We start from the raw sequence: 25,527 nt of genomic DNA on the forward strand, positions 1-25,527 counted from the left end.
CGTCGGTGTACGCGCCGCATCGGTGCGCTCAGGCACGCCTCGGGGGCGCGCCGGGCACACCGATGCCGGCGATCAAGACCGATGACGGGTATCCACCCGAGCGCACATGCGCTTCAGGCCGCTCTCACAACGCCTTCAACGCCCCCGCGGTGGCCCGGGCCAACCCCGCCAGATAGCCCTTCGGCAGCTTCGGACCCCGTACCACCACCGCGCGCCAGTACAGCGGTCCGGAGATCAGGTCCAGGGCGAGGTCCTCGTCGATGTCCTCGCTGATCTCGCCGCGGGCGGCGGCCGACGCGACGATGCCGCTCGCCACGCTCTGCTGGCCCTCCCGCAGCGCCTTCTGCATGGCGTCCGCGATCTCGGGGTTACGGGCCGCCTCCGCCTGGAGGTCCGGGATGATCTGCCCGGCCACCGGGTGACGCAGGGCGCGTGACGTCACCTCGTAGAGCAGGCGCAGATCCCCCTCCAGGGATCCGGTGTCGGGGGCCGGCAGGCCCTGGACCGCGACCGCCGAGACCAGGTCGAGGACCAGGTGCAGCTTGGAGCGCCACCGGCGGTACACCGCCGTCTTGCCGACCCCCGCCCGGCGCGCGATGCCCTCGATGGACATCCGGGCGTAGCCGGCGGCCGCCAGCTCCTCGAAGACGGCCAGGCGAATGGCCTCCGTCACGTCCTCGCGCAGCACGGCCGCACCCGCGGGCGCCCTGCGGCGCCGTTGCACCTGGGGAGTGTCGGCGTTCGTGGTCATACGGACCAGCATAGAGCGTGACGACGAAACGGTTGCGTTCCGACGCCAGAACGCCTTACGCTCGCGTTGCGACGATACGGTCCCGTCCCGACGTAAAGAGCAGTAGTCCAAAGCCCCAAGAGCAGCAAAAGAGCAAGACTCCGGCAAGAAAGGTGAGAAAAGCCGGGCATTGCCGCCAGAAGGGGCAATACGGCGGAAGACTGCGACCGGTTCGCGCAACCGACCCCCCGAGCGAAAGCAGCGGATGTGAGCCAGGTACTCCACACACCGCCCCCCACGGCAGCCGAAGCGGCCGAGACCCCGGCGCAGCTCGCCGCCCGGTACGGCCTCGCGGTCAGCGGTGCCCGTCCCTCCCTGCCCGAGTACGTCCGCCGGCTGTGGGCGCGCCGCCACTTCATCACGTCGTTCGCCACGGCCAAGCTGACCTCCCAGTACAGCCAGGCGAAGCTCGGCCAGGTCTGGCAGGTCATGACGCCCCTGCTGAACGCGGCGGTGTACTACTTCATCTTCGGCGTGCTGATGAACAACAAGCGCGGCGTCCCGGACTACATCCCGTTCCTGGTCACCGGCGTGTTCATCTGGACCTTCACCCAGAGCTCGATCATGGCGGGCACCCGCGCGATCTCCGGGAACCTGGGGCTCGTCCGGGCGCTGCACTTCCCGCGCGCCGCGCTGCCCATCTCCTTCTGCCTCCAGCAGCTCCAGCAGCTGCTGTTCTCGATGGCCGCGCTGATCATCATCCTGCTCTGCTTCGGCGTGCCGGTCGCCGCCTCCTGGCTGCTGGCGATCCCGGCGCTCGCCCTGCAGTTCACGTTCAACGCAGGCGTGTCGATGATCATGGCTCGGATGGGTGCGAAGACACCGGACGTCGCGCAGCTGATGCCGTTCATCCTGCGGACCTGGATGTACCTGTCGGGCGTCATGTGGAGCATCGACAAGCTCACCAAGAGCGACCATCTGCCGCACGTGCTGATCGTCGCCCTGAAGACCAACCCGGCCGCCGTCTACATCGACCTCATGCGCTACGCGCTGATCGACAGCTTCCACGCGCACCAGCTGCCCCCGCACGTCTGGGCGGCGGCGACAGGCTGGGCCCTGCTCGCCGGTGTCGGAGGCTTCATCTACTTCTGGAAGGCTGAGGAGACCTACGGCCGTGGCTAACCCGATCAGCGACCAGCTCATCCCGACCGTCATCTGCGACGGCGTCGACATCGTCTACCGCGTCAACGGCACGGGGGCCGGCCGCGGCACCGCGACCGCCGCGCTCAACCGCATCGTGCGCCGCAAGCAGGCGGAGCAGGCCGCGGGCGTGCGCCGGGTGCACGCCGTCAAGAACGTGTCCTTCACCGCGTACAAGGGCGAGGCCATCGGCCTGATCGGCACCAACGGCTCCGGCAAGTCGACCCTGCTCAAGGCCGTCGCCGGACTGCTGCCCGTCGAGAACGGCCGGATCTACACCAACGGCCAGCCCTCTCTTCTCGGTGTGAACGCGGCCCTGATGAACGACCTCACCGGCGAGCGCAACGTCTACCTCGGCGGCCTCGCCATGGGCATGTCCCGGGAGCAGGTCAAGGAGCGCTACCAGGACATCGTCGACTTCTCCGGCATCAACGAGAAGGGCGACTTCATCACACTGCCCATGCGGACCTACTCCTCCGGCATGGCCGCCCGGCTGCGCTTCTCCATCGCCGCCGCCAAGGACCACGACGTGCTCCTGATCGACGAGGCCCTCGCCACCGGTGACCGCTCCTTCCAGAGGCGGTCCGAGGAACGCATCCGGGAGCTGCGCCAGCACGCCGGTACGGTCTTCCTGGTCAGCCACAACAACAAGTCGATCCGCGACACCTGCGACCGGGTGCTGTGGCTGGAGCGCGGCGTGCTGCGCATGGACGGCCCGACCGAGGAGGTCCTGGAGGCCTACGAGGCGTTCACGGGCGGCGCCGACAAGCAGAAGGGCGCCCCGGCGCCGAAGCCGCAGCAGAAGGAACCGGCGGCCGCGAAATAGCATCTTTCCCCAACGAGGCGCACACGACAGCGGTTGTTCATGTCTCGTACATGCCTCTTACCTGACTCGTATACGCCTTATACATGTTGTTTCACCAGCAGCAGTGCCGCCGTGGGCGCCTGAAGAGCGAGGAGACCACGTGCAACCAGGGCTGAGCGTCATCGTCCACGGTCCGGATCCCCAGGGCCACCTGGGAGAACTCCTGGACTCCCTCACCGCCCAGCCCTTCACCGGGGCCGAGGTGATCGTCGCGACCGTGGGCGAATGGGCCGAGAAACAAGCCGGGCAGCGCGCGGCCCACGACCCCAGGATGGTGGTGCTGCCGCTGCCGGAAGGCACGAGCGACGGCGCCGCCCGGGAGGCCGGCGCCGCCCGGGCCACCGGCCGCTGGCTGCACTTCGTGCACGCCAAGGACGGGCTGCCCGCCGGCGCCCTGCGGGCGGTCGCCGACCGCACCGCCGAACTGGCGGACTCGGCGGACATCCTGGTCGTCAACCACGTCCGCTCCACCTGGCAGACCACCGCCGCGTCCAGCGGGGACGGCAAGTTCCTGGCCCGCACCGGCCGCCACGCCGCCCCGCTCGCCGACTTCCCGCAGCTGCTCTGGCCGGCCCCGGTCCTGGGCAACCGGGTGATCCGCGCGGACTTCTGGCGCTCCCAGGCCGTCCGTGACGACCTGGCCGACGCCGAGTTCGGCGACGACGAGACGTACACCGCCCTCGCCGTGCTGCTGCACGCCGAGCAGATCGCCGCGCTCGACGAGGTGGCCTACGAGGTGCGGGAGCTGCGCGAGCAGAGCCTGCCTCCGGTGACCCCCGCACAGCGCTACCAGGCCCTGGAGCGGTACGAGCGGCTGCACCGGCTGCTCGCCGGGCGCAGCGCGCCCGAGGGACCCCGGGCGGTCCTGTACGACCTGATGGTCCGCGATCTGCTGCGTGTCTTCAGCCGCAGCGGGATGCCGGAGGCCGAGGCGCGGGAGTTCTTCGCCCGTGCCTCCCAGGCCGCCGTGCGGTGGCGGCCGGAGCACCACCAGCGCCCGGCCGGCTTCGAGGGGGTCCGCCACGCCTTCCTGGAGGAGAACGCGTACACGAAGTACCGCGTCTTCCAGGCCGCCAACCAGAAGCGCCGCGAGGTGCGGTCGGTGGTCGTCTCGGGCAAGCGGCAGGTCGGCGCGAAGCTGCGCGACCACCGCTACCGCCGCGCCCTGAGCGAGCCCGTCGACCCCCACCTGGCCGTGTTCTCGGCGTACTGGGACCGGGGCGTGGCCTGCAACCCTGCCGCCATCGCCGCGAAGCTCACCGAACTCGCCCCCCACATCCACCCGGTGTGGGTGGTCTCCCGGAGCAAGGCGGCGCTGCTGCCGCCGGGCACCGACCACATCATCCCCGGCACACGCCGCTACTGGGACGTGATGGCGAGGGCCAAGTACCTGGTCAACAACGTCAACTTCCCCAACGCGGTGGTCAAGCGCCCGGACGCCGTCCATGTGCAGACCCACCACGGCACCCCGCTCAAGCGCATGGGCCTGGACCAGGTGGACTACCCGGCCGCCGCCAAGGGCCTGGACTTCGACGCCCTGCTGGCCCGCATAGACAAATGGGACTACAGCGTCTCCGCGAACAGCCACTCGACCCGGATGTGGGAGCGCGCCTACCCCTCGCACTACACCTCGCTGGACCACGGCTATCCCCGTAACGACGTCTTCTACTCGGCCACGGCCGAGGACGTCCGCGCGATACGCGAGCGCCTGGGCATAGCCCCGGGCCGCCGGGCCGTCCTGTACGCCCCCACCCACCGCGACTACGAAGCGGGCTGGACGCCGCGCCTGGACCTCGCCTCCCTCGCCGAGCGGCTCGGCGAGGACACGGTCCTGCTGGTCCGCGGCCACTACTTCTACGGCGGCGCGGCCTCCCCGCTGGCCGGACTGCGCCGCTCGGGCCGGGTGATCGACGTCTCGTCGTACGACCCGGTCGAGGACCTCTGCCTGGCGGCGGACGCCCTGGTCACGGACTACTCGTCCATCATGTTCGACTACGCCAACCTGGGCCGCCCGATCGTGATCTACGCCGACGACTGGGAGACGTACGCGAAGACCCGCGGCGTCTACTTCGACCTGATGGCCGAGGCGCCGGGCCAGGTGGCCCGCACCCAGGAGGAGCTGGCGGCCCTCTTCGAGACGGACGCATGGCGCGACGAGGCCGCGGGCAAGGCGCTGACCGCCTTCCGGCGCAGGTTCTGCGAGTTCGACGACGGCCGGGCGGCCGAGCGGGTGGTGCGCCGGGTCTTCCTGGGCGAGAGCGAGGAGTCGCTGCCGCCCGTGGTCCCGGTGGACGAACGGACCCCGGCCCCGACCCCCGAGGAGGCGACGGCGTGACGACGACACGTACCCCCGATGTGACGATCACGGTCATCGTCTACAACGACGCGGAACGCCTGCCGCGCGCCGTGGCCTCGCTGCTGCGGCAGACGTACCCGAACATCGAGGTGATCATCAGCGACGACCACTCGACGGACGACACCCCGTCGGTGGCGCGCCGCCTCGAAGCCCAGGACGAGCGGGTGCGCTATCTGCGCCTGCCCGAGAACAGCGGCGGCTGCAGCGCCCCGCGCAACCGGGCCATCGACATCGCCCGGGCACCATTCCTGATGTTCCTGGACAGCGACGACGAACTGCCCGAGGACGCGGTCGAGTTGCTGCTGAACGCGCACCGCGAGCGTGACATCGACTTCGCCATGGGCGCGGTCGAGCGCATCCGTATCGACACCGGTCAGCGCTCCACCTGGATGCCGCACCTGGTCGCCGAGCGACGTACGGTCGAGGGCATCGAGTCCGAGCCCGGTCTGCTCTTCGAGCACCTGTCGACGAGCAAGATGTACCGGCGGGAGTTCCTGGACCGGCACGATCTGCGCTTCCCCGAGGGGATCCACTACGAGGACCAGCTGTTCTCGGCGCAGTCGTACTGCCTGGCACGCGCGTTCACGATCATCCCGCAGACGGTCTACCGCTGGTACATAGCCCCCTATGTGGCGGCGGAGGCGGCGTCGATCTCCAACCAGCGGCACAAGCTCTCCAACGTCCGCGACCGTATCCACGTGCAGACGCTGATCGACGCGTTCCTGACCGAGAGCGGCCATGAGTCCCTCCGGGCGGACAAGGACTACAAGTTCCTCAAGCACGACTTCCGGATGTACGCGGGTGACCTGCCGTACCGCGACGAGGAGTGGCTGGCCGGGTTCGCGGACCTGGTGACGCCGTATCTGGAGACGCTGGATCCCGCCGCGTACGCGCGGCTGCCGCGCCTGGAGCGGGTGGTGATCCAGCTGGTGCGCGACCGTCGACTGGCGGAGGCGCAGCCGGCGGCGCGGGGGCTGGGCCACGGGGTCGCCCCCCGGGAGACGGTGACGGACGACTCGGGCGCCACCTACTGGGGCGGGCAGGTCCCGTCCTCCGCCTGGGCGCGCCAGGAACTCGACATCACCGATCTGGAGCTGGAGTACCGGCCCTTCTCCAGCGCGCAGTTCCGCCATGAGATCACGTCCGTGACGCCGGGTCCGGGTGCCTCGGTGGACCTGTCGATCCGGACCTACGATCCCGGTCTGCGGCTGCCCGTGGGACCGCAGCGGGCGAGCGTCGTGGTCACGCCCGGCCGGCGCCAGCTGGTGACGGCGTTCCGTCTGGACCCGGTCCGTCCCGGTGTCTTCGAGGGGCAGGTCCGCGTGGACCTCGGGGCGGCACAGCTGCCGGTGCAGGGCTTCGAGGGCATCCGCCACCCGGTGCTGCGTCTGAACCAGCAGGGCCTGTCCAACTCGGGCGTTCTGCTGGCCCCGCTGTCCTTCCCGGCGCTCACGGCACATCAGGTGGGCACGCTGCCGCACGAGATGACGGTGGAGCCGGAGGGCCGCGGGGCCGGCCGTCTCCAGGTCCGGTGGCGCCCGGTGGGGCTCACCGCCCGAGTGGGCCCGGTGGTCCGCCGGGTGGCGGGGCCGCGGGTGCGCGAGGCGGCACGGCTGGTCCGCAGCGTTCTGCGCTGACCACGGCTGGTCCGCAGCGTTCTGCGCTGACGGCGATGGGGCGGACCGAACGGTCCGCCCCATCGTGTTCCCTCTGTTCCGGCCTCGTCAGCGCACCACCCGGTACAGCACCTGGCCGCCCGGCCCCGAGGCCACCCGCTTCAACGCGCCGTCCCCGGACGGCAGTCCGCCGTCCTTCGGCCGCTGCACCACCCAGCGCACGCCGTACGACCGCAGGACACCCAGCCGCGCGCTGCGCGACGAGCCCTTCGCGAAGTACGTCCGCACTGCGGCCTCCCGCTTCGCCTCGTCCGGCAGGAAGAAGTCGGGATACCCGGGCGCCACGGTGTACGCCCCGTACGCCGGGATCTGCCGCGCGGGATACATCGGCACCATCACCACGTCCCCGTACCGCACCCACGGGGTGATCCAGTGGTACCCCACCCACGGCGTCCGGTACTTGGCCGCGACCGCCGCGGGCAGGGCGCTGCGCCCCACCACGTATCCGACGGTCTGCACCTGTGTCCACGCGCCGATCGCGAGCGCCGCCGCCAGCACCCACGCCCCCGCCGTCCGCAGCGTGCCGCGCGCCGCGCCGGCCACCTCCACGGCCGCCGCGAGCTGCGCCGGGATCAGCACGGCAGGCAGCGCCCGCCCCCAGGAGTAGTGCCCGGTCAGCCCGCCCGCCGCGAACATCAGCACGCCGAGCAGGAAGAACACCACGAGCGGGTCCCGCAGATCACGCCTGGCCCGCAGAGCGAGCGCCGCCACCCCGACCAGCACCAGGCAGAACCGCGTGAACAGGTGCTCGTACAGCGGCCGGTGGATGGCCTCCAGACCGCTCACCTGGAACAGTGCGAAGAAGTCGTAGTAGGGCCAGAGCGCGAGGATCGCCACGCCGAGCAGGATCCCCGCCCCGAGCCGCAGCCAGGTCCGGCGGCCGGCGCGCGCACCGATCACCGTCGCGAGCGCGCCCAGTGTCGCCACCACGCCGGTGAACTGGTGGCTGAGCAGTATCACCGCCCACAGCGCACCGAGCCCCAGGAAGACGGTCCACCCCGCGGGCTCCCCCTTCAGCGCCCGGGTCGCCAGGGCCCAGAAGTGGAAGACGAGCCCCAGCGCGAACACGCTGGGGTAAGCGATCGTCAGCGCCAGGGAGTTGAGTCCGAGGAAACCGCTCCAGTTGAACACCTCGGTGCCCCACAGCAGCACCACGCACAGCAGGGCGAGCGGCGGCGCGAGACGGTGGGCGGTCAGCGCCCGGACGTACCGCCACACGCCCGTCACCAGCAGCGTCAGGCTGATCAGCGCGCCGATCCGCAGCACGACCCAGACGGACAGCCCGGTGAGTCGGGCGATCACGCCGAGGAAGACGGTCCACGGCGAGTAGTACGGGCTCGGTGTGTTCTCGTCGACCAGCGGGTTGCCGGGATCCGTGAGGCGGTGCCGCAGGCGTTCCACGGTCGCCGCGTGCATCCCGAGGTCGCCCGCCCAGGGCAGCCGCACGATCACGAGCAGCATCAGGACGACGAACAGCGCCATGACCGCCCACAGCGCCATGCCCGCGGCGCCGCGCGGCGTCCTGGTGGCCGCGAGCGGCCCTCCGGGGCCCGTGAGCCGCCTCGCGGCCCCCCGCGCTCCGCCGGTGTCCTCCGCGGTGACGCTCATCGTGCCCCGTGGCCCTGCTTCGCCTCGTGCTGGAAGACCCAGGTGCGGTACACCAGGAAGCGGAACGCCGACGCCAGCACGATCGACAGCGCCTTGGCCACGTTGGAGCCGAACGGCCCGTTCATACCGAGGCCGTGGTAACCGGCGTAGAACAGCACGCTCTCCATCACCACGCCGAGCCCGCTGAAGACGAAGAACAGCACGATCTGCTGCCGGGTGCGCGAGGTGCGGTCCCGGTAGGCGAAGAAGCGGAAGCCCAGGTAGTTGGTGCCCATGGCGATGACGCTGGCGAGCACCGTCGCCGTCATGGGAGCCCACTTGAGACCGTGCAGCAGGGCGTTGAAGACGAGGAAGTTGACCGCGACACCGCTGCCGCCGACGACCCCGAACTTGGCGACCTCGACCGCGATCCGCCGCGCCCGGGCGCGTGCCGGGGCAGGGGCGGGGACGGGTGCGGGGACGACGGTCTCGGCAACCGGGCGAGCGACTTGGGGTCGCTGCTCGGAGAGGTTCACAGTCACGGGTAGGGGTCCTCCACACTCGTCGGACGATCACGCCAAACCTAGTGCCCGCACAGGCGGCGTTCGCACCGTCGCGCAATGTCACCTGCTCAAGGGCACTGGTCCAAATGTCGTGTTTAGCGAGAGAGGGTAAAGTGACGGCCGGAATTCCCCTAGGTCTTGACAAGAATGCGGTACGCGAGCGGCGAACGGGGAATGCTCTCTCGATACGCCGACGGGGGCGCCCCACCCAGGGGGCGCCCCCGTCTTCGTACCAGGACTAGCCGTGCGACCGCAGCAGCGTCCGCATCGTGCGCATCGCGACCGAGAGGTTCGCGAGGTCGAACGAGTCCGAGCCCGAGATCTCGTCGAGGGTCGTCCGGGCCCGGCCCAGGATCGCGCCGTTCTTGTCCCGCCAGGCCTCGAACCGCTGCTCCGGCGTGGAGGTGCCGTTGCCCACGGCCAGGATCTCGGCCGTCAGACCCGCGTGGGCCGCGTACAGATCCTCGCGGATCGCCGCCCGTGCCATCGACTGCCACCGGTCGGTGCGCGGCAGTTCGATGATGCGGTCCATCAGTTGCGTGATGCTGAGGCGGTCGGCGAGGTCGTAGTAGACCTCGGCGACGTCCATCGGGTCCTTGTTGGTGCGGTCGGCCACCGAGACGATGTCGAGCGCCGGGAACGCGGAGGAGAACCCGGCCACGCGCGTGGCGAGTTCGTCCGGGACGCCCGCGCTCGTCAGCTCGTCGTAGATCTTCTGCCACCACTCCAGATCCGCGCCGCGCAGCAGCTTGGGCAGCTCGCTCCAGACCTGCTCGACGCGGTCACCGAAGAACGCGATGGTCTCGGTGAGCTGCAGCGGCTGCGGCCGGTTGTTGAGCAGCCAGCGCGTGCCGCGCTCCACCAGCCGACGGGAGTGCAGCCGGATACGGGTCTGGACATCGGCCTCGACCTTGTTGTCCAGGTCCTCGACCGCGTCCCACACCGCGCCGGCGTGGAAGATCGCGCGGGACGCGGTCTGCGCCCTGACGATCTCCTCCAGCGACGCGCCCGTCTCCTCGCGCATACGGTGCAGGAAGCTCGTCCCACCCGTGTTGACCGTGTCGTTGACCAGCAGGGTCGTCACGATCTCACGACTCAGCGCGTGGCTGCCGATCTGCTCGGAGAACCGGTCGCGCAGCGCCGTCGGGAAGTAGGCGTGCAGCAGGCGGCGCAGATACGGGTCGTCGGGCAGCTCCGTCTCCAGGAGCTCCCGGGCGACCGTGATCTTGGTGTACGCCAGCAGGACGGCCGTCTCCGGGCCGGTCAGGCCCTGACCGGCGTTGAGCCGCTCGCGGATCTGCCGATCGGCGGGCAGGAACTCCAGCGCCCGGTCGAGGTGGCCCTCGCGCACCAGGTGGCGCAGGAACCGCTGCTGTGCGTGCAGCATGTCCTTCGACTGGAACAGGGCGTTGGCGATCGCCACGTTCTGCGCGTAGTTGTTGCGCAGTACCAGGGCGCCGACCTCGTCGGTCATCTCGGCGAGCAGCTGGTTGCGCTGCTTGACCGTCAGATCGCCGTTGGCCACGACCGCGTTGAGCAGGATCTTGATGTTCACCTCGTGGTCGGAGGTGTCCACGCCCGCGCTGTTGTCGATGGCATCCGTGTTGATCTTGCCGCCCTGCTGGGCGAACTCGATCCGGCCGAGCTGGGTCAGCCCCAGGTTGCCGCCCTCGCCCACGACCTTGACCCGCAGGTCCTTGCCGTTCACACGGATGGCGTCGTTGGCCTTGTCGCCGACGTCCGCGTTCGACTCCGCCGAGGACTTGACGTATGTGCCGATGCCGCCGTTCCACAGCAGGTCCACCGGCGACGCGAGGATCGTCTTCATCAGGTCGGCCGGGGTCATCTTGGTGACCGTGCCCTCGATGCCGAGCGCCTCGCGGATGTGCGCGTTGACCGGGATCGACTTCGCCGACCGCGGGAACACACCGCCGCCCGCCGACAGCAGTTCGGCGTTGTAGTCGGCCCACGACGAGCGCGGCAGCTCGAACAGACGGCGGCGCTCCGCGTACGAGGTCGCCGCGTCCGGGTTCGGGTCGATGAAGATGTGCCGGTGGTCGAAGGCCGCGACCAGGCGGATGTGCTCGGACAGCAGCATGCCGTTGCCGAACACGTCACCGGACATGTCCCCGACGCCCACCACGGTGAAGTCCTCGGTCTGGGTGTCGACGTCCAGCTCCCGGAAGTGCCGCTTCACCGACTCCCAGGCGCCGCGGGCGGTGATGCCCATCTTCTTGTGGTCGTAGCCCGCCGAGCCGCCGGAGGCGAAGGCGTCGCCGAGCCAGAAGCCGTAGCTCTCGGCGACCTCGTTGGCGATGTCCGAGAAGGTCGCCGTGCCCTTGTCCGCTGCGACCACGAGGTAGGTGTCGTCCGAGTCGTGCCGGACCACGTCCGCGGGCGGCACGACCTCGCCGGCCACCAGGTTGTCGGTGATGTCGAGCAGCGCCGAGATGAAGGTGCGGTAGCTGCGGATGCCCTCCGCCAGCCAGGCGTCACGGTCCACGGCCGGGTCCGGCAGCTGCTTGGCGACGAACCCGCCCTTGGCGCCCACCGGCACGATGACGGTGTTCTTCACCATCTGCGCCTTCACCAGGCCGAGGATCTCGGTACGGAAGTCCTCACGCCGGTCGGACCAGCGCAGACCGCCGCGCGCGACCTTGCCGAAGCGCAGGTGCACGCCCTCGACCTTCGGCGAGTACACCCAGATCTCGTACGCCGGGCGCGGCGCCGGCAGATCCGGGATGGCCTGCGGGTCGAACTTCATGGAGACGTAGTCGTGCGGCTTGCCGTCGCGCCCGTCCTGGAAGAAGTTGGTGCGCAGGGTCGCCTTGATCAGGGTGAGGAAGGACCGCAGGATGCGGTCCTCGTCCAGGGAGGCGACCTGGTCGAGCGCGGCGTCCAGCTCCTCCAGCAGGGCGTCGGTCAGCTCCAGTCCGGCCCGCTGCCGCTCCGGCGACATCCGCGCCTCGAACAGCGAGACCAGCAGCCGGGTGGTGTGGACATTGTTGCGGAGGGTGTCCTCCATGTAGTCCTGGCTGAAGGTGGAACCGGCCTGGCGCAGGTACTTCGCGTACGCGCGCAGCACCATGGCCTGCCGCCAGGTGAGTCCGGCGCTCAGCACCAGGGCGTTGAAGCCGTCGTTCTCGGCCTGCCCGGTCCAGGTCGCGGCGAAAGCGTCCTGGAAGCGCTCACGGGCGTCGTCGCCGAGGTGGTCGCCGTTGTCGACCAGGGACTTCGGCAGGCGAAGGCCGAAGTCGTAGATCCACGCGGTCGTGCGGTCCGTGCAGCGCAGCTCGTACGGGCGCTCGTCGATGACCTCGACGCCGAGCCGCTGGAGGACCGGCAGCACGGCGGACAGGGAGACGGCCTCGCCCTTGCGGTAGATCTTGAAGCGGCGCTCGCCGGGACCGACGCCCACCGGCTCGTACAGGCTGAGCGCGAAGTTCCGGCCGCCTTCCTCGGCGCTGAGCTGCTCCAGGTGGACCAGGTCGGCGACCGCGGCGCGGGGGCTGTGGTCGGCCTTGTAGCCCTCGGGGAAGCCGCTCGCGTAGCGGCGCAGCAGCTCGGCGGCGCGCTCCTCACCGCACTCGGCGTTCAGCGCCTCGGCGAAGCTGTCGGCCCAGGAACGGGCGGCCTCCACAAGGCGCGCCTCGATGCGCTCCCTGTCGGTGTCGGACAGCTGCGGCAGCTCGGTGCCCTGGGGGACACGCACGACGAAGTGCAGCCGGGAGAGGATCGACTCGGTGTTCCAGGCCGTGAAGTCGACGCTGGTGCCGCCGAGTTCCTCCTTGAGGATGTCGATGATGCGCAGCCGGACGCCCGTGGTGTAGCGGTCGCGCGGCAGGTAGACGAGGGCCGAGTAGTAGCGCCCGTACTCGTCCTGGCGCAGGTAGAGCCGCAGCCGGCGGCGTTCCTGGAGGTAGAGGACGGAGGTGACGATGGAGCGCAGCTCGTCCACCGGCGTCTGGAACAGCTCGTCGCGCGGGTAGGTCTCCAGGATCTGGAGCAGGTCGCGGCCGTCGTGGCTGTTGGGCGAGAACCCGGCGCCCTTGAGGACCTGGGCGACCTTGCGCCGGATGACCGGCACACGGCGCACGGACTCGGTGTAGGCGGCGGACGAGAACAGGCCGAGGAACCGGCGCTCGCCGACGACGTTGCCGTTCTCGTCGAACTTCTTCACCCCGACGTAGTCGAGGTACGACGGCCGGTGCACGGTGGCGCGGCTGTTGGCCTTGGTGAGGACCAGCAGCTTGTGCTCGCGGGCCTTGGCGCGGGCGTCGGCGGGCAGGCGCTCGAAGGACGGGCTCACCGGGTGGCTCTCGTCGCCCGAGTGGTGCGGGTCCGATCGCAGTATGCCGAGTCCGGTGCCGGGCACGGCGGCCAGCGAGTCGTCCTCGCCCAGCTCGTACTCGCGGTAGCCGAGGAAGGTGAAGTGGTCGGCGGCCAGCCAGCGCAGCAGCTCGCCGGCCTCCTCGACCTCCGCCTCGGGCAGGTCCCCGGGCACGGACTCCTTCTGGAGCCCCTCCGCGACGCGCAGCGCGCACTCGCGCATCTTCTCCCAGTCCTCGACGGCCTCGCGGACGTCGGACAGGACACGCAGGAGATCGGCGGTGATCTGCTTCAGGTCGGAGCGGTCGGTCTCCCGGTCGATCTCGACATGGATCCAGGACTCGACGTGCGCGTCGTGCGGCAGCTCGGCCCCGGGCTGTTCGGGCAGGACCTCCAGCAGCTTGCCGGTCAGATCACGGCGGACGACGAACTGCGGGTGGATCACGACGTGGATACCGCGGCCCTGCCGGGACAGCTCGTTGGTCACGGAGTCGACCAGGAAGGGCATGTCGTCGGTCACGACCTCCACCACGGAGTGGCTGCAGGTCCAGCCGTTCTCCTCGACGGTGGGGGTGTGGACCCGCACGTTCGCCGTACCCTGGGGACGCGTTTCGGCCAGTCTGTAGTGCGAGAACGCGGCTCCCAGGACATCGACCGGATCACGGTCGGCCAGGTCCTCCGGGGCGGTGTGCAGGTAGTAGCGCTGGAGGAACGCGAGCACGGTGTCCCGGTCCGGGGTTCCCGCGCCCGTCGTCCCAGTCGGTAGGTGCCCCCCGACCGGGCTGTTCTCAGCTACCCGGGCGGCCCTCTCGAGCAGCTCGGCCTTGGCTTCGTCCAGCTTGGTCTGCATTGTCCTCTGGCTCCTGTCGCGCGCCATTGCGTGACGTAGAAGGAAGTACGGTCTCTTCTCCGACGTAACGCCGTGACGCGGGGTGTCCGGTCTGGTTCGACGCTATGCCGCTTGGAGAGATGGGCGGGGGGGTATCGGCCATTTCCGGCACCCTCGGCGACTGTGACGCTGCTCTCGGCGCGTTCCGCGCCTCTCGCGTCCTCGGCGCCCCGGCTGCCGTGCCGGGCGCCTGCGGCGCCCTGCTCGACCGGCCCCGCCTGCGAAGACCAGCGACCGCCGCCCGGTCACGGACACCGTCCGTGCTCACCGGGCGCAAGGCAGGGACGACGACGTCCCCGCGAGGTATCGCGCTGATCACGCCACCAGGCTATCGCTCTTCACGGGGGGCACGTCATGAGCCGTATGTGTACAAAAGAGGGGGGCGAAGTTTGACGTTCTGCACAGGGGCGAAGGGGGCGCGGCCGTGCAGGGCCTTCGATATGCGCCATACGGGGCCTTCGGTGCAAGCATGGCGGTACGAACCGTACGGCCCCCCTTGGCAGCGCCCCCGGCTTGAGGCACGTTGCCCGAAGGCACTTCACGGGCCGCCCGTACGAACGAGGGGAGCACAGCGGACATGACGCAGAAGATCCTGATCGTCACCGGGGACGCAGCGGAATCACTGGAGGTCCTCTACCCGTATCAGCGCCTTCGTGAGGAGGGCTACGAGGTCCACATCGCCGCGCCCACCCAGAAAACCCTCCGATTCGTCGTCCACGACTTCGAACCCGGTTTCGACACGTACACCGAGAAGCCCGGCTACAGCTGGCCCGCCGACCTGGCCTTCTCCGATGTCGACCCCGGTGCCTACGTCGCCCTGGTCATCCCCGGCGGGCGCGCCCCTGAATACCTCCGCAACGACCCCGAACTCCGCAAGATCGTCAAGTCGTTCTTCGACACCGACAGGCCGGTCGCCCAGATCTGCCACGGGCCGCTGCTCACCGCCGCGGTCGACGCCCTGCGCGGCCGGCGTGTCACGTCCTATCCGGCGCTGGAGCTGGACATGCAGGCGGCCGGTGCCACCTTCCAGGACGCCGAGGCGGTCGTCGACGGCACCCTGGTCTCGTCCCGCGCCTGGCCGGACCACTCCGGCTGGATGCGTGAGTTCCTGACGGTACTGCGGGCGAAGGCGCCGGTGAGCTGATTCCGGGCGGGCGGCGGTGCGACGCGCGTCCCCTCGCGCCGCGCCGCCCGCTCTCATGCCGCGCCGCCCGCTCTCACGCGGCCAGGCGTTCGGCCTCCGCGACCGCTTCCTGCAGCGTGTCGACCACGGGCACGCCGACCTCCTCCAGGCTGGCGCGGCCGTGCGAGCCCCCGGTGTACAGAACGGCCCGGGCTCCGACACGCCGGGCGGCGACCGCGTCGTCGGCGGCGTCACCGATCACCACCGTGCGCGCGGGGTCGACGCCGCCGAGGGACCGTATATGGCGGACCATGTGCTCGGCCTTGCTGCCCCCGGAGGGCCCGATCCGCCCCTCCACCCGGACGAAGTGCGCCTCGATCCCGAACCCCCGCACGAGCGGCACGAGTTCCTCGTGCACATACATGCTCAGGATGGACTGGCTGCGGCCCGCCGAGCGCCATCCGGCGAGCAGCTCCGTCGCGCCCTCGGTGAGCCCGCACCGGACCCGGTGCTCCGCGTAGTAGCGGTGGAAGATCGCGTCCATGACCTCCCACTCGGTGTCGGTGGGCAGCCGCCCCATCAGCCGCTCGTAGAACTTCGGCACCGGCACGCAGTACAGCGCCCGGTACCGCTCCAGCGTGATGGGCTCCAGGCCCAGCTCCGCGAAGGCCGCGTTCGTCGCCCCGATGATCGCGTCATTGTCGTGGAACAACGTCCCGTTCCAGTCCCAGACAATGTGCGCGTTTCCTTGCGTCCCCATGCCGGAAAACGTACCCGGTGCCACTGACAATCACCGCCGTCCTGCTCGCAAGGGCCACGGAAGGCCAGGTCAGCGGCCGAGCTCCAGGAGATTCGGGATCTCCTGCGTCGCGTACCAGAGCAGTTCGTGGTCCTCGGCCCCGTCCACGACGAACTGTGCGTCGTCGTCCCCGTCCTCCGCCGCCGGGAGCGCCCGGGCCGCCTCGGTCACGTCCGCCTCCGCGTCGGCCGCGTCGGCGTGCACCGCGGCGGCCTTGGCCAGCGGCACGGGTCCCGCGACCCGCACCTCGCCGAGCGCGGCCGGATCCAGACCACGGTCGGGGTCGGCCGCCGCCGTGCCGTCCGGCACGTCGACCGCCACGACGACCCGGCGCCGCGGCGCCCCCGGGTCCGCCGCCAGCAGCCGCAGGGAGGCCAGCGCGGACCGGCTCAGCGCCGCGTACTCCAGCTCCTCGATGTCGTCAGAGAGGTACCACTCGCGCAGGGCGGGCGTGACGGCGTAGGCCATGACCCGTCCCTCGCCCAGCTCGCCCGACTTGTACGCCTCGGCGAGACCGGAGAGGGTCAGAGGGACGTAGACGCGCATGACGAGCCGCTTTCGTAGTCGGTCAGGGGCACCGGACGGGCCCCGGCGGGACCCCGCGAAGATCGTTCCGCGCCTCCGGCGAGTCATCCCAGGATACGTGCGGGGGTCCCCCTTCGGGTCCCGCGTGCGCCGTCGCCGCCGTCAGCCGCGACACTCGGGGATCACCCTGCCCGCCCCGGCCGCGCCAAGGGCTCCCACCCGCCTCCTCACCCTGATGGGTGATTCTTCCGGCCGCCCCTGCGCCACCGCGGTCTCGCTGCGGGCCCGGTTCACCTCGTACAGGATCCCCACCGAGAAGTTACCGACCGGTATCCGCCGGTCCCGTGAAACGGGGATCCCGCATGAACAAAGTGATGACCAGGAACAGCACGACACCCCCCGCGCAGTCCCGGCCGGGCGGGCGCCCGCCGGTCCGCCACGACACCCGTCGCCCCGGCGGCACCCCGCGCCGGACGGCCCACGGTCCGGGCAGGACCGGCACCACGGCGCCGGCCGGCGCTGCGGGCCGGGCGGCGGCCGTCCCCCAGCCCCGTCCGACGGATCTCTTCGCCGACCGTCTGCTGTCGGTGCTGAGCGGTCAGCGCCCGGTGCACAGCATGCTCGGGCACACCGTCGGCCGGGCCTACGACGAGCTGGCCCGGCTTGCCGCACGCGGCCCGCTGCGCACCCGGGGCACCCGTCCGGTGGTCCGCGACATCGGCTACTTCGTGCCGCGCCCGGGTGCCATCGAGGCCTTCGCCCGGATCGGTGCGGGCGACCAGCTGCGCGCCATGGCGTTCCGCCTGGAGTGCGGCCCCGACCACCGCTGGCGCTGCACGGCGGTGGAACTGGGCGGGCCCCGGCCACCACGGCCGGACGACGACTGAGGGCGGCTGACCGTGCCTGACGGCCACGACATGAGGGGCCGGGCACCCGAGGGTGCCCGGCCCCTCACTCAGCCGTGCTGCTGCCGCTCCGTCGCCGGGGCAGCGTCACTTCTTGCGGCGGCGTCCGCCCTTGGCCTGCTTGCGGCGCTCCGCCCGCGTGAGGCCGTCCGACTCCGAGCGCACCGGCTCACCGTCGTCGCCCTCGAAGTCGCCCTCGACGATGCCGCCCTCGCCGTCCACGGTCGGCGCGGAGAAGTGCAGCCGCTCGCGGCGCTGCGGGGCCTCCAGGCCCTTGGCGCGGATCTCCGGGCGGGCTGCCTGGGCCGCCACCGCCTCCTCCTTCTCCAGGGAGGGCTGGGCGTCCTCGACCGGGACCTCCTCGACCTGCTGCTCGACCTGGACCTCCAGGTTGAACAGATAGCCGACGGACTCCTCCTTGATGCCCTCCATCATCGCGGTGAACATGTCGAAGCCCTCGCGCTGGTACTCGACCAGCGGGTCCTTCTGCGCCATCGCGCGCAGGCCGATGCCCTCCTGGAGGTAGTCCATCTCGTAGAGGTGCTCGCGCCACTTGCGGTCCAGGACCGACAGCACGACCCGGCGCTCCAGCTCACGCATGATCTCCGAGCCGAGCTGCTCCTCGCGCTGCTCGTACTGCTCGCGGATGTCGTCCTTGATGGACTCGGCGATGAACTCGGCGGTCAGCCCGGCACGGTCGCCCGCGGCCTCCTCCAGCTCCTCGATGGTGACCTTCACCGGGTAGAGCTGCTTGAAGGCGCCCCACAGCCGGTCCAGGTCCCACTCCTCGGCGAAGCCCTCGGAGGTCTCCGCGCCGACGTAGGCGTCGATCGTGTCGTTCATGAAGTGCTGGATCTGCTCGTGCAGGTCCTCGCCCTCCAGGACGCGGCGCCGCTCGCCGTAGATGACCTCACGCTGCCGGTTGAGGACCTCGTCGTACTTGAGGACGTTCTTCCGGGTCTCGAAGTTCTGCGTCTCGACCTGCGACTGGGCGGACGCGATCGCGCGCGTGACCATCTTGTTCTCGATCGGCACGTCGTCCGGGACGTTCGCCATCGACATCACGCGCTCGACCATCTGGGCCTTGAACAGGCGCATCAGGTCGTCGCCCAGCGAGAGGTAGAACCGGGACTCGCCGGGGTCGCCCTGGCGGCCGCTACGACCGCGCAGCTGGTTGTCGATGCGGCGGGACTCGTGGCGCTCGGTGCCCAGCACATACAGGCCGCCGAGATCCTCGACCTCGTCCTTCTCGGCCTTGACCGCGTGCTCGGCCCGCTCCAGGGCGGCGGGCAGGGCCTGCGCCCACTCCTCGATGTGCTCCTCGGGGTCGAGCCCGCGCTGGCGCAGCTCGGCCTCGGCGAGGTCCTCGGGGTTGCCGCCGAGCTTGATGTCCGTGCCACGGCCGGCCATGTTGGTGGCCACGGTCACAGCGCCCTTGCGACCGGCCTGGGCGACGATCACCGCCTCGCGCTCGTGGTACTTGGCGTTCAGCACCTCGTGCTGGATGCCGCGCTTGCTGAGCTGCTGCGAGAGGTACTCGGACTTCTCGACCGAGGTGGTGCCGACCAGGATCGGCTGGCCCTTCTCGTGCTTGTCGGCGATGTCGTCGACGACCGCCTCGAACTTCGCGACCTCGGTGCGGTAGATCAGGTCCGACTGGTCCTTGCGGACCATCGGCCTGTTGGTCGGGATCGGGACCACGCCGAGCTTGTAGATCTGGTGGAACTCGGCGGCCTCGGTCATCGCCGTACCGGTCATGCCGGAGAGCTTGTTGTAGAGGCGGAAGAAGTTCTGCAGGGTGATCGTGGCGAGCGTCTGGTTCTCGTCCTTGATGTCCACCCCTTCCTTCGCCTCGATCGCCTGGTGCATGCCCTCGTTGTAGCGGCGGCCGGCGAGGATACGGCCGGTGTGCTCATCGACGATCATGACCTCGCCGTCGATGACGACGTAGTCCTTGTCGCGCTTGAAGAGCTCCTTGGCCTTGATGGCGTTGTTCAGGTAGCCCACCAGCGGGGTGTTCACCGACTCGTAGAGGTTGTCGATGCCCAGCCAGTCCTCGACCTTGGTGACGCCGGGCTCATGGATGGCGACGGTGCGCTTCTTCTCGTCGACGTCGTAGTCGCCGGTCTCCTCGACGCCCTTCAGCGGGTTGCCCGCCTCGCCGCGCTTCAGGCGCGTGACCAACTTGGCGAAGTCGCCGTACCACTTGGTGGCCTGGTCGGCCGGACCGGAGATGATCAGCGGCGTACGGGCCTCGTCGATGAGGATGGAGTCGACCTCGTCGACGACGGCGAAGTTGTGGCCCCGCTGGACCAGCTCCTCCTGCGACCACGCCATGTTGTCGCGGAGGTAGTCGAAGCCGAACTCGTTGTTCGTGCCGTAGGTGATGTCGCACGCGTACTGCTCGCGGCGCTGGGCCGGAGTCATGTTCGCCAGGATGCAGCCGACGGACAGACCCAGGAACCGGTGGACGCGGCCCATCATCTCGGAGTCGCGCTCGGCCAGGTAGTCGTTGACCGTGACGATGTGGACGCCGTCTCCGGAGATGGCGTTGAGATAGGCGGGCAGCGTGCCGACCAGGGTCTTGCCCTCACCGGTCTTCATCTCGGCGACATAGCCGAGATGGAGCGCGGCGCCGCCCATCATCTGCACGTCGTAGTGCCGCTGGCCGAGGACGCGCTTGGCGGCCTCACGCACGGTGGCGAACGCCTCGGGCAGCAGGTCGTCGAGACTCTCGCCGTCGGCGTACCGCTGCTTGTACTCATCGGTGAGGGCCCGCAGCTCGGCGTCGGAGAGGCCTACGAAGTCCTCTTCGATGGAGTTGACCTGGTCCGCGATGCGGTGCAGCTTGCGCAGGATCTTGCCTTCGCCTGCACGCATGATCTTCGAGAGGACGGACACGGGGGTTTGTCTCCTTGCCGGTCGGGCCTGGGACGGTCGTATATGGACGGTCGGTTCTGTATGACAGCTTGAGCAACGGCCATCGTAAGCGAGGACCCCGCCACGCCGGGAGGTCTGTCGTCGACAGCCACTAGGACAACGGACGGCGGCGACGGAAGGTGCCGCGTCCGTGCCACGAAAAGTAACCGGCCCCTGACGCGCTGGGACAGGAGGAGACCCGACGGCGTGGCGGAGGCGCCCCCGTCCGGCGCGGGGCGCGAAATGTCGTGGCGGCGGGGCGGAGGCCCGAGCAGAATCGGGCGATGGACCCCGTCACTCTGACCACTGAACGTCTCCTGTTGCGCACCGTGGACCCCCAGGACGCCGACGCGGTGTTCGCGGCCGCCCAGGATCCCGACATCCAGCGCTGGACCACGATCCCGTCGCCGTATCTGCGTGAGCACGCGGAAGGGTTCGTCGGCCAGATAGCTCCCGACGGCTGGGCCGACGCCTCCATGTTCACCTTCGGTGTCTTCCTGCCCTCCGGGGGACTGGTCAGCATGCTCGGTCTGACGATGCGCTCCCTGGGCGTCGCCGAGGTGGGCTTCTGGACGGCGAAGGAACACCGGGGCAACGGCTACATCACGGAGGCGACGCTCGCCGCGGCGCGCTGGGCCTTCACCCAGCTGTCGATCGACCGCCTGGAGTGGCGTGCCGAGGTGGGCAACGCGGGCTCGCGCGCCGTCGCGGAACGTGTGGGCTTCACCATCGAGGGCACCCTGCGCTCGGCGATCAACAACAAGGGGGTCCGACGGGACTGCTGGGTGGGCTCGCTCCTGCCGTCCGACCTGGGCCTTTCGTCCTCGGCGCCGTATCTGCCGGCACCGTCGCGGCGGGCGTAGGCACGGGCCGGGGCCCCGGCCCACCCGGCGTTGTCAGTGGGGGGCTCTACGGTGTGACCATGCCGAGTGCCCCGCGTCCCACCGCCGAACTGACCGCCGACGAAGCCCGTCGCATCGCCCTGCGGGCGCAGGGCTTCCTCGGGGCCCCCGACCGCAGGGCAGGCGTCCGAGGGGTCCTGCGCCACCTGGGAGCGGTCCAGCTCGACACCATCTCGGTCCTCGCCCGCTCCCACGAACTCATCGCGTACGCCCGCCTCGGCGCGATAGGCCGCGGCTCGGTCGACGCGGCGTACTGGCGGCCGTCACCGGCCGGCACCGCCGCGCCCCACCCCCACGCCTTCGAGTACTGGTCGCACGCCGCCTGCATCCTCCCCATCGAGGAGTGGCCCCACTTCGCCTTCCGCCGCCGCGCCTACCGCTCCCGCCCGCACTGGAACCACACGCTGCCGGACGGTGTGTACGACCAGGTCGTCAAGCAGCTGCGTGCCGAGGGCCCGCTCACCGCCACGGACCTCGGCGGTGCGAAGAGGACCAGCGAGTGGTGGGACTGGTCCGGCACGAAGGTCGCGGTGGAGCGCGCGCTGATGTACGGCGAGGTGGTGTGCGTCGAGCGTCGCGGCTGGAAGCGGGTGTACGACCTCGCCGAGCGCGCCGTCCCCGAGGCCCTGCTCCACGACGAGCTGGACGACACCGAGTGCCTGCGCCGGCTGGTGCGCCTCGCCGGCCGTTCCCTCGGCGTCGGCACGCGCGCGGACATCGCGGACTACCACCGCCTCAAGGGCGAGCAGGTCGACGCGGTGATCGCGGACTCGGGCCTGGTCCCGGTGACGGTCGAGGGCTGGGGCAGACCGGCGTGGGCGGATCCGGCGGCGCTCGCGACCCCGCCGCGCGGCCGCCACCGTACGACGCTGCTGTCGCCTTTCGACTCCCTGATCTGGGAGCGGGCGCGCACGGAGCGGATCTTCGGCTTCACACACCGCCTGGAGGCCTACGTCCCCAAGCCCAAGCGGGTCTACGGCTACTTCGCGATGCCGGTACTCGCCGGCGGCCGGCTGGTCGGCCGGGTGGACCCGGCGCGCGAGGGCAGCACCCTGGTCGCGAAGCAGGTCACGCTGGAGGACCCCCGCGCGGTCCCGGCAGTGGCCCAGGCCCTGCTGGAGGCGGCGTCCTGGGTGGACTGCACGAACGTACGCGTGGAGCGGGTGGACGCACCGGCCCTGCGGGAGCCGCTGCTCCGCGAGCTCGCCCGCTCCCTGGACTGACCCACACCGCAGTGCCCCCGGCAAAACGCTGCCGGGGGTGTCCCGCCCGGCGGTCAGCGGATCTCGAGGATCTTCTCCCGCATCGCGTAGACCACGGCCTCCATCCTGGAGTGCAGCTGCAGCTTCTCCAGGATGTTGCGCACGTGGTTCTTCACGGTGTTCTCGGAGATGAACAGTTCCTTGGCGATGTCCCGGTTGTTCATCCCGGTGGCGACGAGCTTGAGGACCTCCAGCTCGCGGTCGGTGAGCCGGGGCGCCGGGACCAGCCTGCGCTCGTCGGTCCGCTGGATCATCGACTTGAACTCGGTGAGGAGTTTCGACGCCATGGAGGGGCTGATCTGCGACTGTCCGTCGGCGACCGCGCGAATGGCCGTGGCCACCTCGTCCGTGGAGATCTCCTTGAGGAGGTACCCGGTCGCGCCCGCCTTGATCGCGTCGTAGAGATCGGCCTCCTCGTCGCTGATCGTCAGCATGATGATCTTGGCGCTGGGTGCCACCTCCTTGATGGAGGTGCAGGCCTCGATCCCGCCCCGCTTGGGCATCCGGACGTCCATGAGCACGATGTCGGGCAGCAGATCGGCCGCCTTGTCGACCGCCTCCGCGCCGTCTCCCGCCTCGCCGACGACCTGGATGTCCTCCTCGGCGGCCAGCACGATCTCCAGGCCCCGACGGAAGAGCGCGTGGTCGTCCACCACGAGGACGCGGATGGGCTCGCCACCGGCAGAGCCCTCCTCCGGGCCCATGCCGACGACGCCGTCGTCGGCATCCCCCTCATGCATCGGTCCGAAGCTGTCCGCCATCGTTCCTCCCCCTGAAGGCTGTGGCCTGTGGTCCTGTGCCATCGCCAACCCAAGGCAACGGCCCACCGGTTGAGCCGTTACGGGCCATGATTCCATGTCCGGGCGGCCGCCAGGTGACACAGCACGGCGAGAAATGGCCGCACACGGGAGCCCCTGGGGGCGCACGGGCTCTCCCAGGGGCACACCGGTACAGCCATCACCCGGCGGGAATCAGCCGCCGACCACTCCGCCTGCCGCGGCCGCCTGCGTCTGAGTCACCATCTGGTCGGTGCTCAGGTGGATGACGCCGTAGTCATAGGCGTGCCGACGGTAGACGACGCTGGGTTGTTTCGTCTCGGCGTCGACGAACAGATAGAAGTCGTGCCCGACCAGCTCCATCTCGTAGAGGGCCTGGTCGAGTGACATCGGGGACGCGACATGTGTCTTCTCACGGACGATGAGGGGGCCTTCGCCCTTCACCTCGAGCGATCCGATCTTCTTGGTCGGCACGCCGTCCGTCTCTTCCTCCGACACGACGATGCCGTTGCCGTTGAGGGTCGCGGCGCCCGGGACGTGGTCGGGCACCTCGGCCGCCGTGAGCCGGCGGACTCCGCGGCGGGTGTGGCGCTTGTCGTGCTCCTTGCGCAGCCGCGCCTCGAGCTTCTCCGACGCCAGGTCGAGTGCCGCATACGGATCGCTGGCCGCCGCCTCCGCCCTGATCACCGGACCACGGGAACGGAGGGTGATCTCCACTCGGTCGGAACGGTCGGCCTGTCGGGGGTTGGGCTCCTTGGACACCTCGACGTCCAGGCTGATCACCTTGGCATCCAGCTTCTGGATCTTGTCCAGCTTCAGCTTCTCGGCCACGTGCTTCCGGAACCGCTCGGGCACCTCGGTCTTGCGGCCCTTGACGACGATGTCCACGCAGAACTCCGTTCCCGGATAGCTCCGCATTCCCGGCGGAGCATCTCCCTTGTGCACCAGGCTCCGGTCAGCCCCGGAGCCGCGGACTCGGTGACTTCCACCTCCTCCTCCCCCGTGGGCGAGACTCCGTCCCACGGCTGCAGGTGATTGCAGAAAGCCCGCAGCATGCATTCGGATAAGCGAGGGATGGCCTGCGCCTTTCTCTCACAACCGAACATATCTCGCTCGGACGGATGTCGTCACCCTCTACTGCCGCGTACCTCCATTCCGGTGAATTGACCTTCTCATTACCTGCAACGACGCAAGTCCTCGGTCAGTTCCGGTTGAATTCGAAAGAATCCGGCGGCGCTGCGATCACTGCCGCATGGATCTCCTCCGTGGCGCCGTGAGCGGGGGTCTTTCCTGCTGACCACCGCACCCGGGCGGGCACTTCCGTCGCCTCCCGTGCTCTTCGTTCCCCCCTTGCTTCCCCTGCCACGCGCTCATACACCTCCGGGTCCCTCATTCGAGGGTGCCCGACCGCCGCCCGTACCGCGCGCGCCGCCTCCGCCAGCGATGCTCCCGTCGTCATCAGATCGTCGACGAGAACCACCGGCCCGCCGGTCAGCAGCCGCGCACCGCCTTCAGCCACCTCCAGCGCGCCGGCGAGATTGGCCAGCCGCTGCCGGGAACCGAGTCCCGACTGGTCGGCCACCGCCCTCCGCTGACGCAGCACGGCCGCCACCCGGGCCGCCGTCCCCGCCCGGCGCAGCTCCCCCGCGGCAGCCAGCGCGATCCGCCGCGTGGGGTCGTGCCCCCGCGCCCGCACCGCCCGGCGCGCGGAGGGCACGGGCACCAGCAGCACGGACGGCCGCACACCACCGGCCCGGTCCCCGGTCTCGCCCAGCCCCGCCCGTACACACCCGGCGAGCGCCCTGCCGAGCGGCCTCGCGAGCGTCAGGACGCCCCGCTCCTTGTGGGCCAGCAGCATGGCGCGCACCGCCCCCTCATAGGCAGCCGCCGCGTGCACCACGGGCAGCCCCGTCGGCTCCGGCACCGGTCGCACCCGCCATGGTGCGCTTGCGTGCAGGGCCGCTCGGCACTCCGGGCAGAGCACCGTGCGCGGCCGTCCGCAGCCTCCGCACTCGGCGGGCAGCACCAGGTCGGTGAGGTCCTGCCACCACCCCCGCATGGCCATCACTGTGCCAAGGCGAACAGCGGCCCGCCAGGCCTGTGGAAAACGCCCTGTGGACA

At 70.2% G+C, this 25,527-nt stretch carries 18 protein-coding genes; 8 read left to right on the forward strand and 10 right to left on the reverse strand.

Features of this window, described 5'->3' with window-relative positions:
- Positions 1-124 precede the first annotated feature (124 nt).
- Positions 125-751, reverse strand: a complete 627-nt coding sequence (locus AB0L95_RS24590) for a TetR/AcrR family transcriptional regulator (RefSeq protein ID WP_365164491.1) — start codon at positions 749-751, stop codon at positions 125-127.
- Between the two features lie 246 nt (positions 752-997).
- Between AB0L95_RS24590 and AB0L95_RS24595 the strand changes: the two genes are divergently transcribed.
- From AB0L95_RS24595 to AB0L95_RS24610, 4 genes are all read left to right on the forward strand, one after another.
- Entirely contained in the window at positions 998-1,912 is a 915-nt protein-coding gene (locus AB0L95_RS24595) for an ABC transporter permease (RefSeq protein WP_365164493.1), read from the forward strand.
- The gene (locus AB0L95_RS24600) at positions 1,905-2,756 is read left to right on the forward strand and encodes an ABC transporter ATP-binding protein (protein ID WP_365164495.1); all 852 of its coding nucleotides are present in this window, start codon (positions 1,905-1,907) and stop codon (positions 2,754-2,756) included. Before AB0L95_RS24595 ends, AB0L95_RS24600 begins: the two co-directional genes overlap by 8 nt.
- A 139-nt stretch (positions 2,757-2,895) precedes the next feature.
- Positions 2,896-5,130 (forward strand): CDP-glycerol glycerophosphotransferase family protein, encoded by a 2,235-nt coding sequence (locus AB0L95_RS24605; protein ID WP_365164497.1) that lies wholly within the window; start codon positions 2,896-2,898, stop codon positions 5,128-5,130.
- On the forward strand, positions 5,127-6,788 hold the full coding sequence (locus AB0L95_RS24610; protein WP_365164499.1) for a glycosyltransferase family 2 protein: 1,662 nt from the start codon (positions 5,127-5,129) through the stop codon (positions 6,786-6,788). Before AB0L95_RS24605 ends, AB0L95_RS24610 begins: the two co-directional genes overlap by 4 nt.
- A gap of 87 nt (positions 6,789-6,875) precedes the next feature.
- On the opposite strand, the gene AB0L95_RS24615 is transcribed toward AB0L95_RS24610, so the two are convergent.
- From AB0L95_RS24615 to AB0L95_RS24625, 3 genes are all read right to left on the reverse strand, one after another.
- On the reverse strand, positions 6,876-8,327 hold the full coding sequence (locus tag AB0L95_RS24615; protein WP_365164571.1) for a hypothetical protein: 1,452 nt from the start codon (positions 8,325-8,327) through the stop codon (positions 6,876-6,878).
- Between the two features lie 104 nt (positions 8,328-8,431).
- Positions 8,432-8,956, reverse strand: coding sequence for a GtrA family protein (locus AB0L95_RS24620; RefSeq protein ID WP_365164501.1), 525 nt, complete (start codon positions 8,954-8,956; stop codon positions 8,432-8,434).
- A 259-nt stretch (positions 8,957-9,215) separates the two neighbouring features.
- On the reverse strand, positions 9,216-14,156 hold the full coding sequence (locus AB0L95_RS24625) for an NAD-glutamate dehydrogenase (RefSeq protein WP_365164503.1): 4,941 nt from the start codon (positions 14,154-14,156) through the stop codon (positions 9,216-9,218).
- A 616-nt stretch (positions 14,157-14,772) separates the two neighbouring features.
- Between AB0L95_RS24625 and AB0L95_RS24630 the strand changes: the two genes are divergently transcribed.
- Positions 14,773-15,339, forward strand: a complete 567-nt coding sequence (locus AB0L95_RS24630; protein ID WP_365164506.1) for a DJ-1/PfpI family protein — start codon at positions 14,773-14,775, stop codon at positions 15,337-15,339.
- A 73-nt stretch (positions 15,340-15,412) separates the two neighbouring features.
- On the opposite strand, the gene AB0L95_RS24635 is transcribed toward AB0L95_RS24630, so the two are convergent.
- Together AB0L95_RS24635 and AB0L95_RS24640 are read right to left on the reverse strand one after the other, a co-directional pair.
- Positions 15,413-16,078, reverse strand: coding sequence for an HAD family hydrolase (locus AB0L95_RS24635; RefSeq protein ID WP_365164508.1), 666 nt, complete (start codon positions 16,076-16,078; stop codon positions 15,413-15,415).
- A gap of 69 nt (positions 16,079-16,147) precedes the next feature.
- Positions 16,148-16,663, reverse strand: a complete 516-nt coding sequence (locus AB0L95_RS24640) for a hypothetical protein (protein ID WP_365164510.1) — start codon at positions 16,661-16,663, stop codon at positions 16,148-16,150.
- Between the two features lie 341 nt (positions 16,664-17,004).
- Here AB0L95_RS24640 and AB0L95_RS24645 point away from each other — a divergent pair, with 341 nt between their 5' ends.
- On the forward strand, positions 17,005-17,529 hold the full coding sequence (locus AB0L95_RS24645; protein ID WP_365164513.1) for an Rv3235 family protein: 525 nt from the start codon (positions 17,005-17,007) through the stop codon (positions 17,527-17,529).
- Between the two features lie 105 nt (positions 17,530-17,634).
- Here AB0L95_RS24645 and secA read toward each other — a convergent pair whose 3' ends face one another.
- On the reverse strand, positions 17,635-20,448 hold the full coding sequence (secA, locus tag AB0L95_RS24650) for a preprotein translocase subunit SecA (RefSeq protein ID WP_365164515.1): 2,814 nt from the start codon (positions 20,446-20,448) through the stop codon (positions 17,635-17,637).
- A 302-nt stretch (positions 20,449-20,750) separates the two neighbouring features.
- On the opposite strand from secA, the gene AB0L95_RS24655 reads away from it, so the two are divergent.
- Together AB0L95_RS24655 and AB0L95_RS24660 are read left to right on the forward strand one after the other, a co-directional pair.
- Positions 20,751-21,329 carry a GNAT family N-acetyltransferase gene (locus AB0L95_RS24655; RefSeq protein WP_365164517.1) on the forward strand — a complete coding sequence of 193 codons (579 nt, stop codon included), beginning with the start codon at positions 20,751-20,753 and terminating at the stop codon, positions 21,327-21,329.
- 59 nt (positions 21,330-21,388) lie between these two features.
- Entirely contained in the window at positions 21,389-22,591 is a 1,203-nt protein-coding gene (locus AB0L95_RS24660; RefSeq protein ID WP_365164519.1) for a crosslink repair DNA glycosylase YcaQ family protein, read from the forward strand.
- Positions 22,592-22,644: 53 nt separating this feature from the next.
- Here the strand turns inward: AB0L95_RS24660 and AB0L95_RS24665 are convergent, their stop codons facing one another.
- From AB0L95_RS24665 to AB0L95_RS24675, 3 genes are all read right to left on the reverse strand, one after another.
- Entirely contained in the window at positions 22,645-23,391 is a 747-nt protein-coding gene (locus AB0L95_RS24665; RefSeq protein ID WP_311692209.1) for a response regulator transcription factor, read from the reverse strand.
- A gap of 210 nt (positions 23,392-23,601) precedes the next feature.
- Positions 23,602-24,324 carry a ribosome-associated translation inhibitor RaiA gene (raiA, locus tag AB0L95_RS24670; protein WP_365164521.1) on the reverse strand — a complete coding sequence of 241 codons (723 nt, stop codon included), beginning with the start codon at positions 24,322-24,324 and terminating at the stop codon, positions 23,602-23,604.
- A 283-nt stretch (positions 24,325-24,607) separates the two neighbouring features.
- Entirely contained in the window at positions 24,608-25,465 is an 858-nt protein-coding gene (locus tag AB0L95_RS24675; protein WP_365164523.1) for a ComF family protein, read from the reverse strand.
- Between the last annotated feature and the right edge of the window lie 62 nt (positions 25,466-25,527).

Origin of the sequence: Streptomyces sp. NPDC052036 (assembly GCF_040680495.1) — a bacterium.
In the GTDB taxonomy this organism is placed as follows: domain Bacteria; phylum Actinomycetota; class Actinomycetes; order Streptomycetales; family Streptomycetaceae; genus Streptomyces.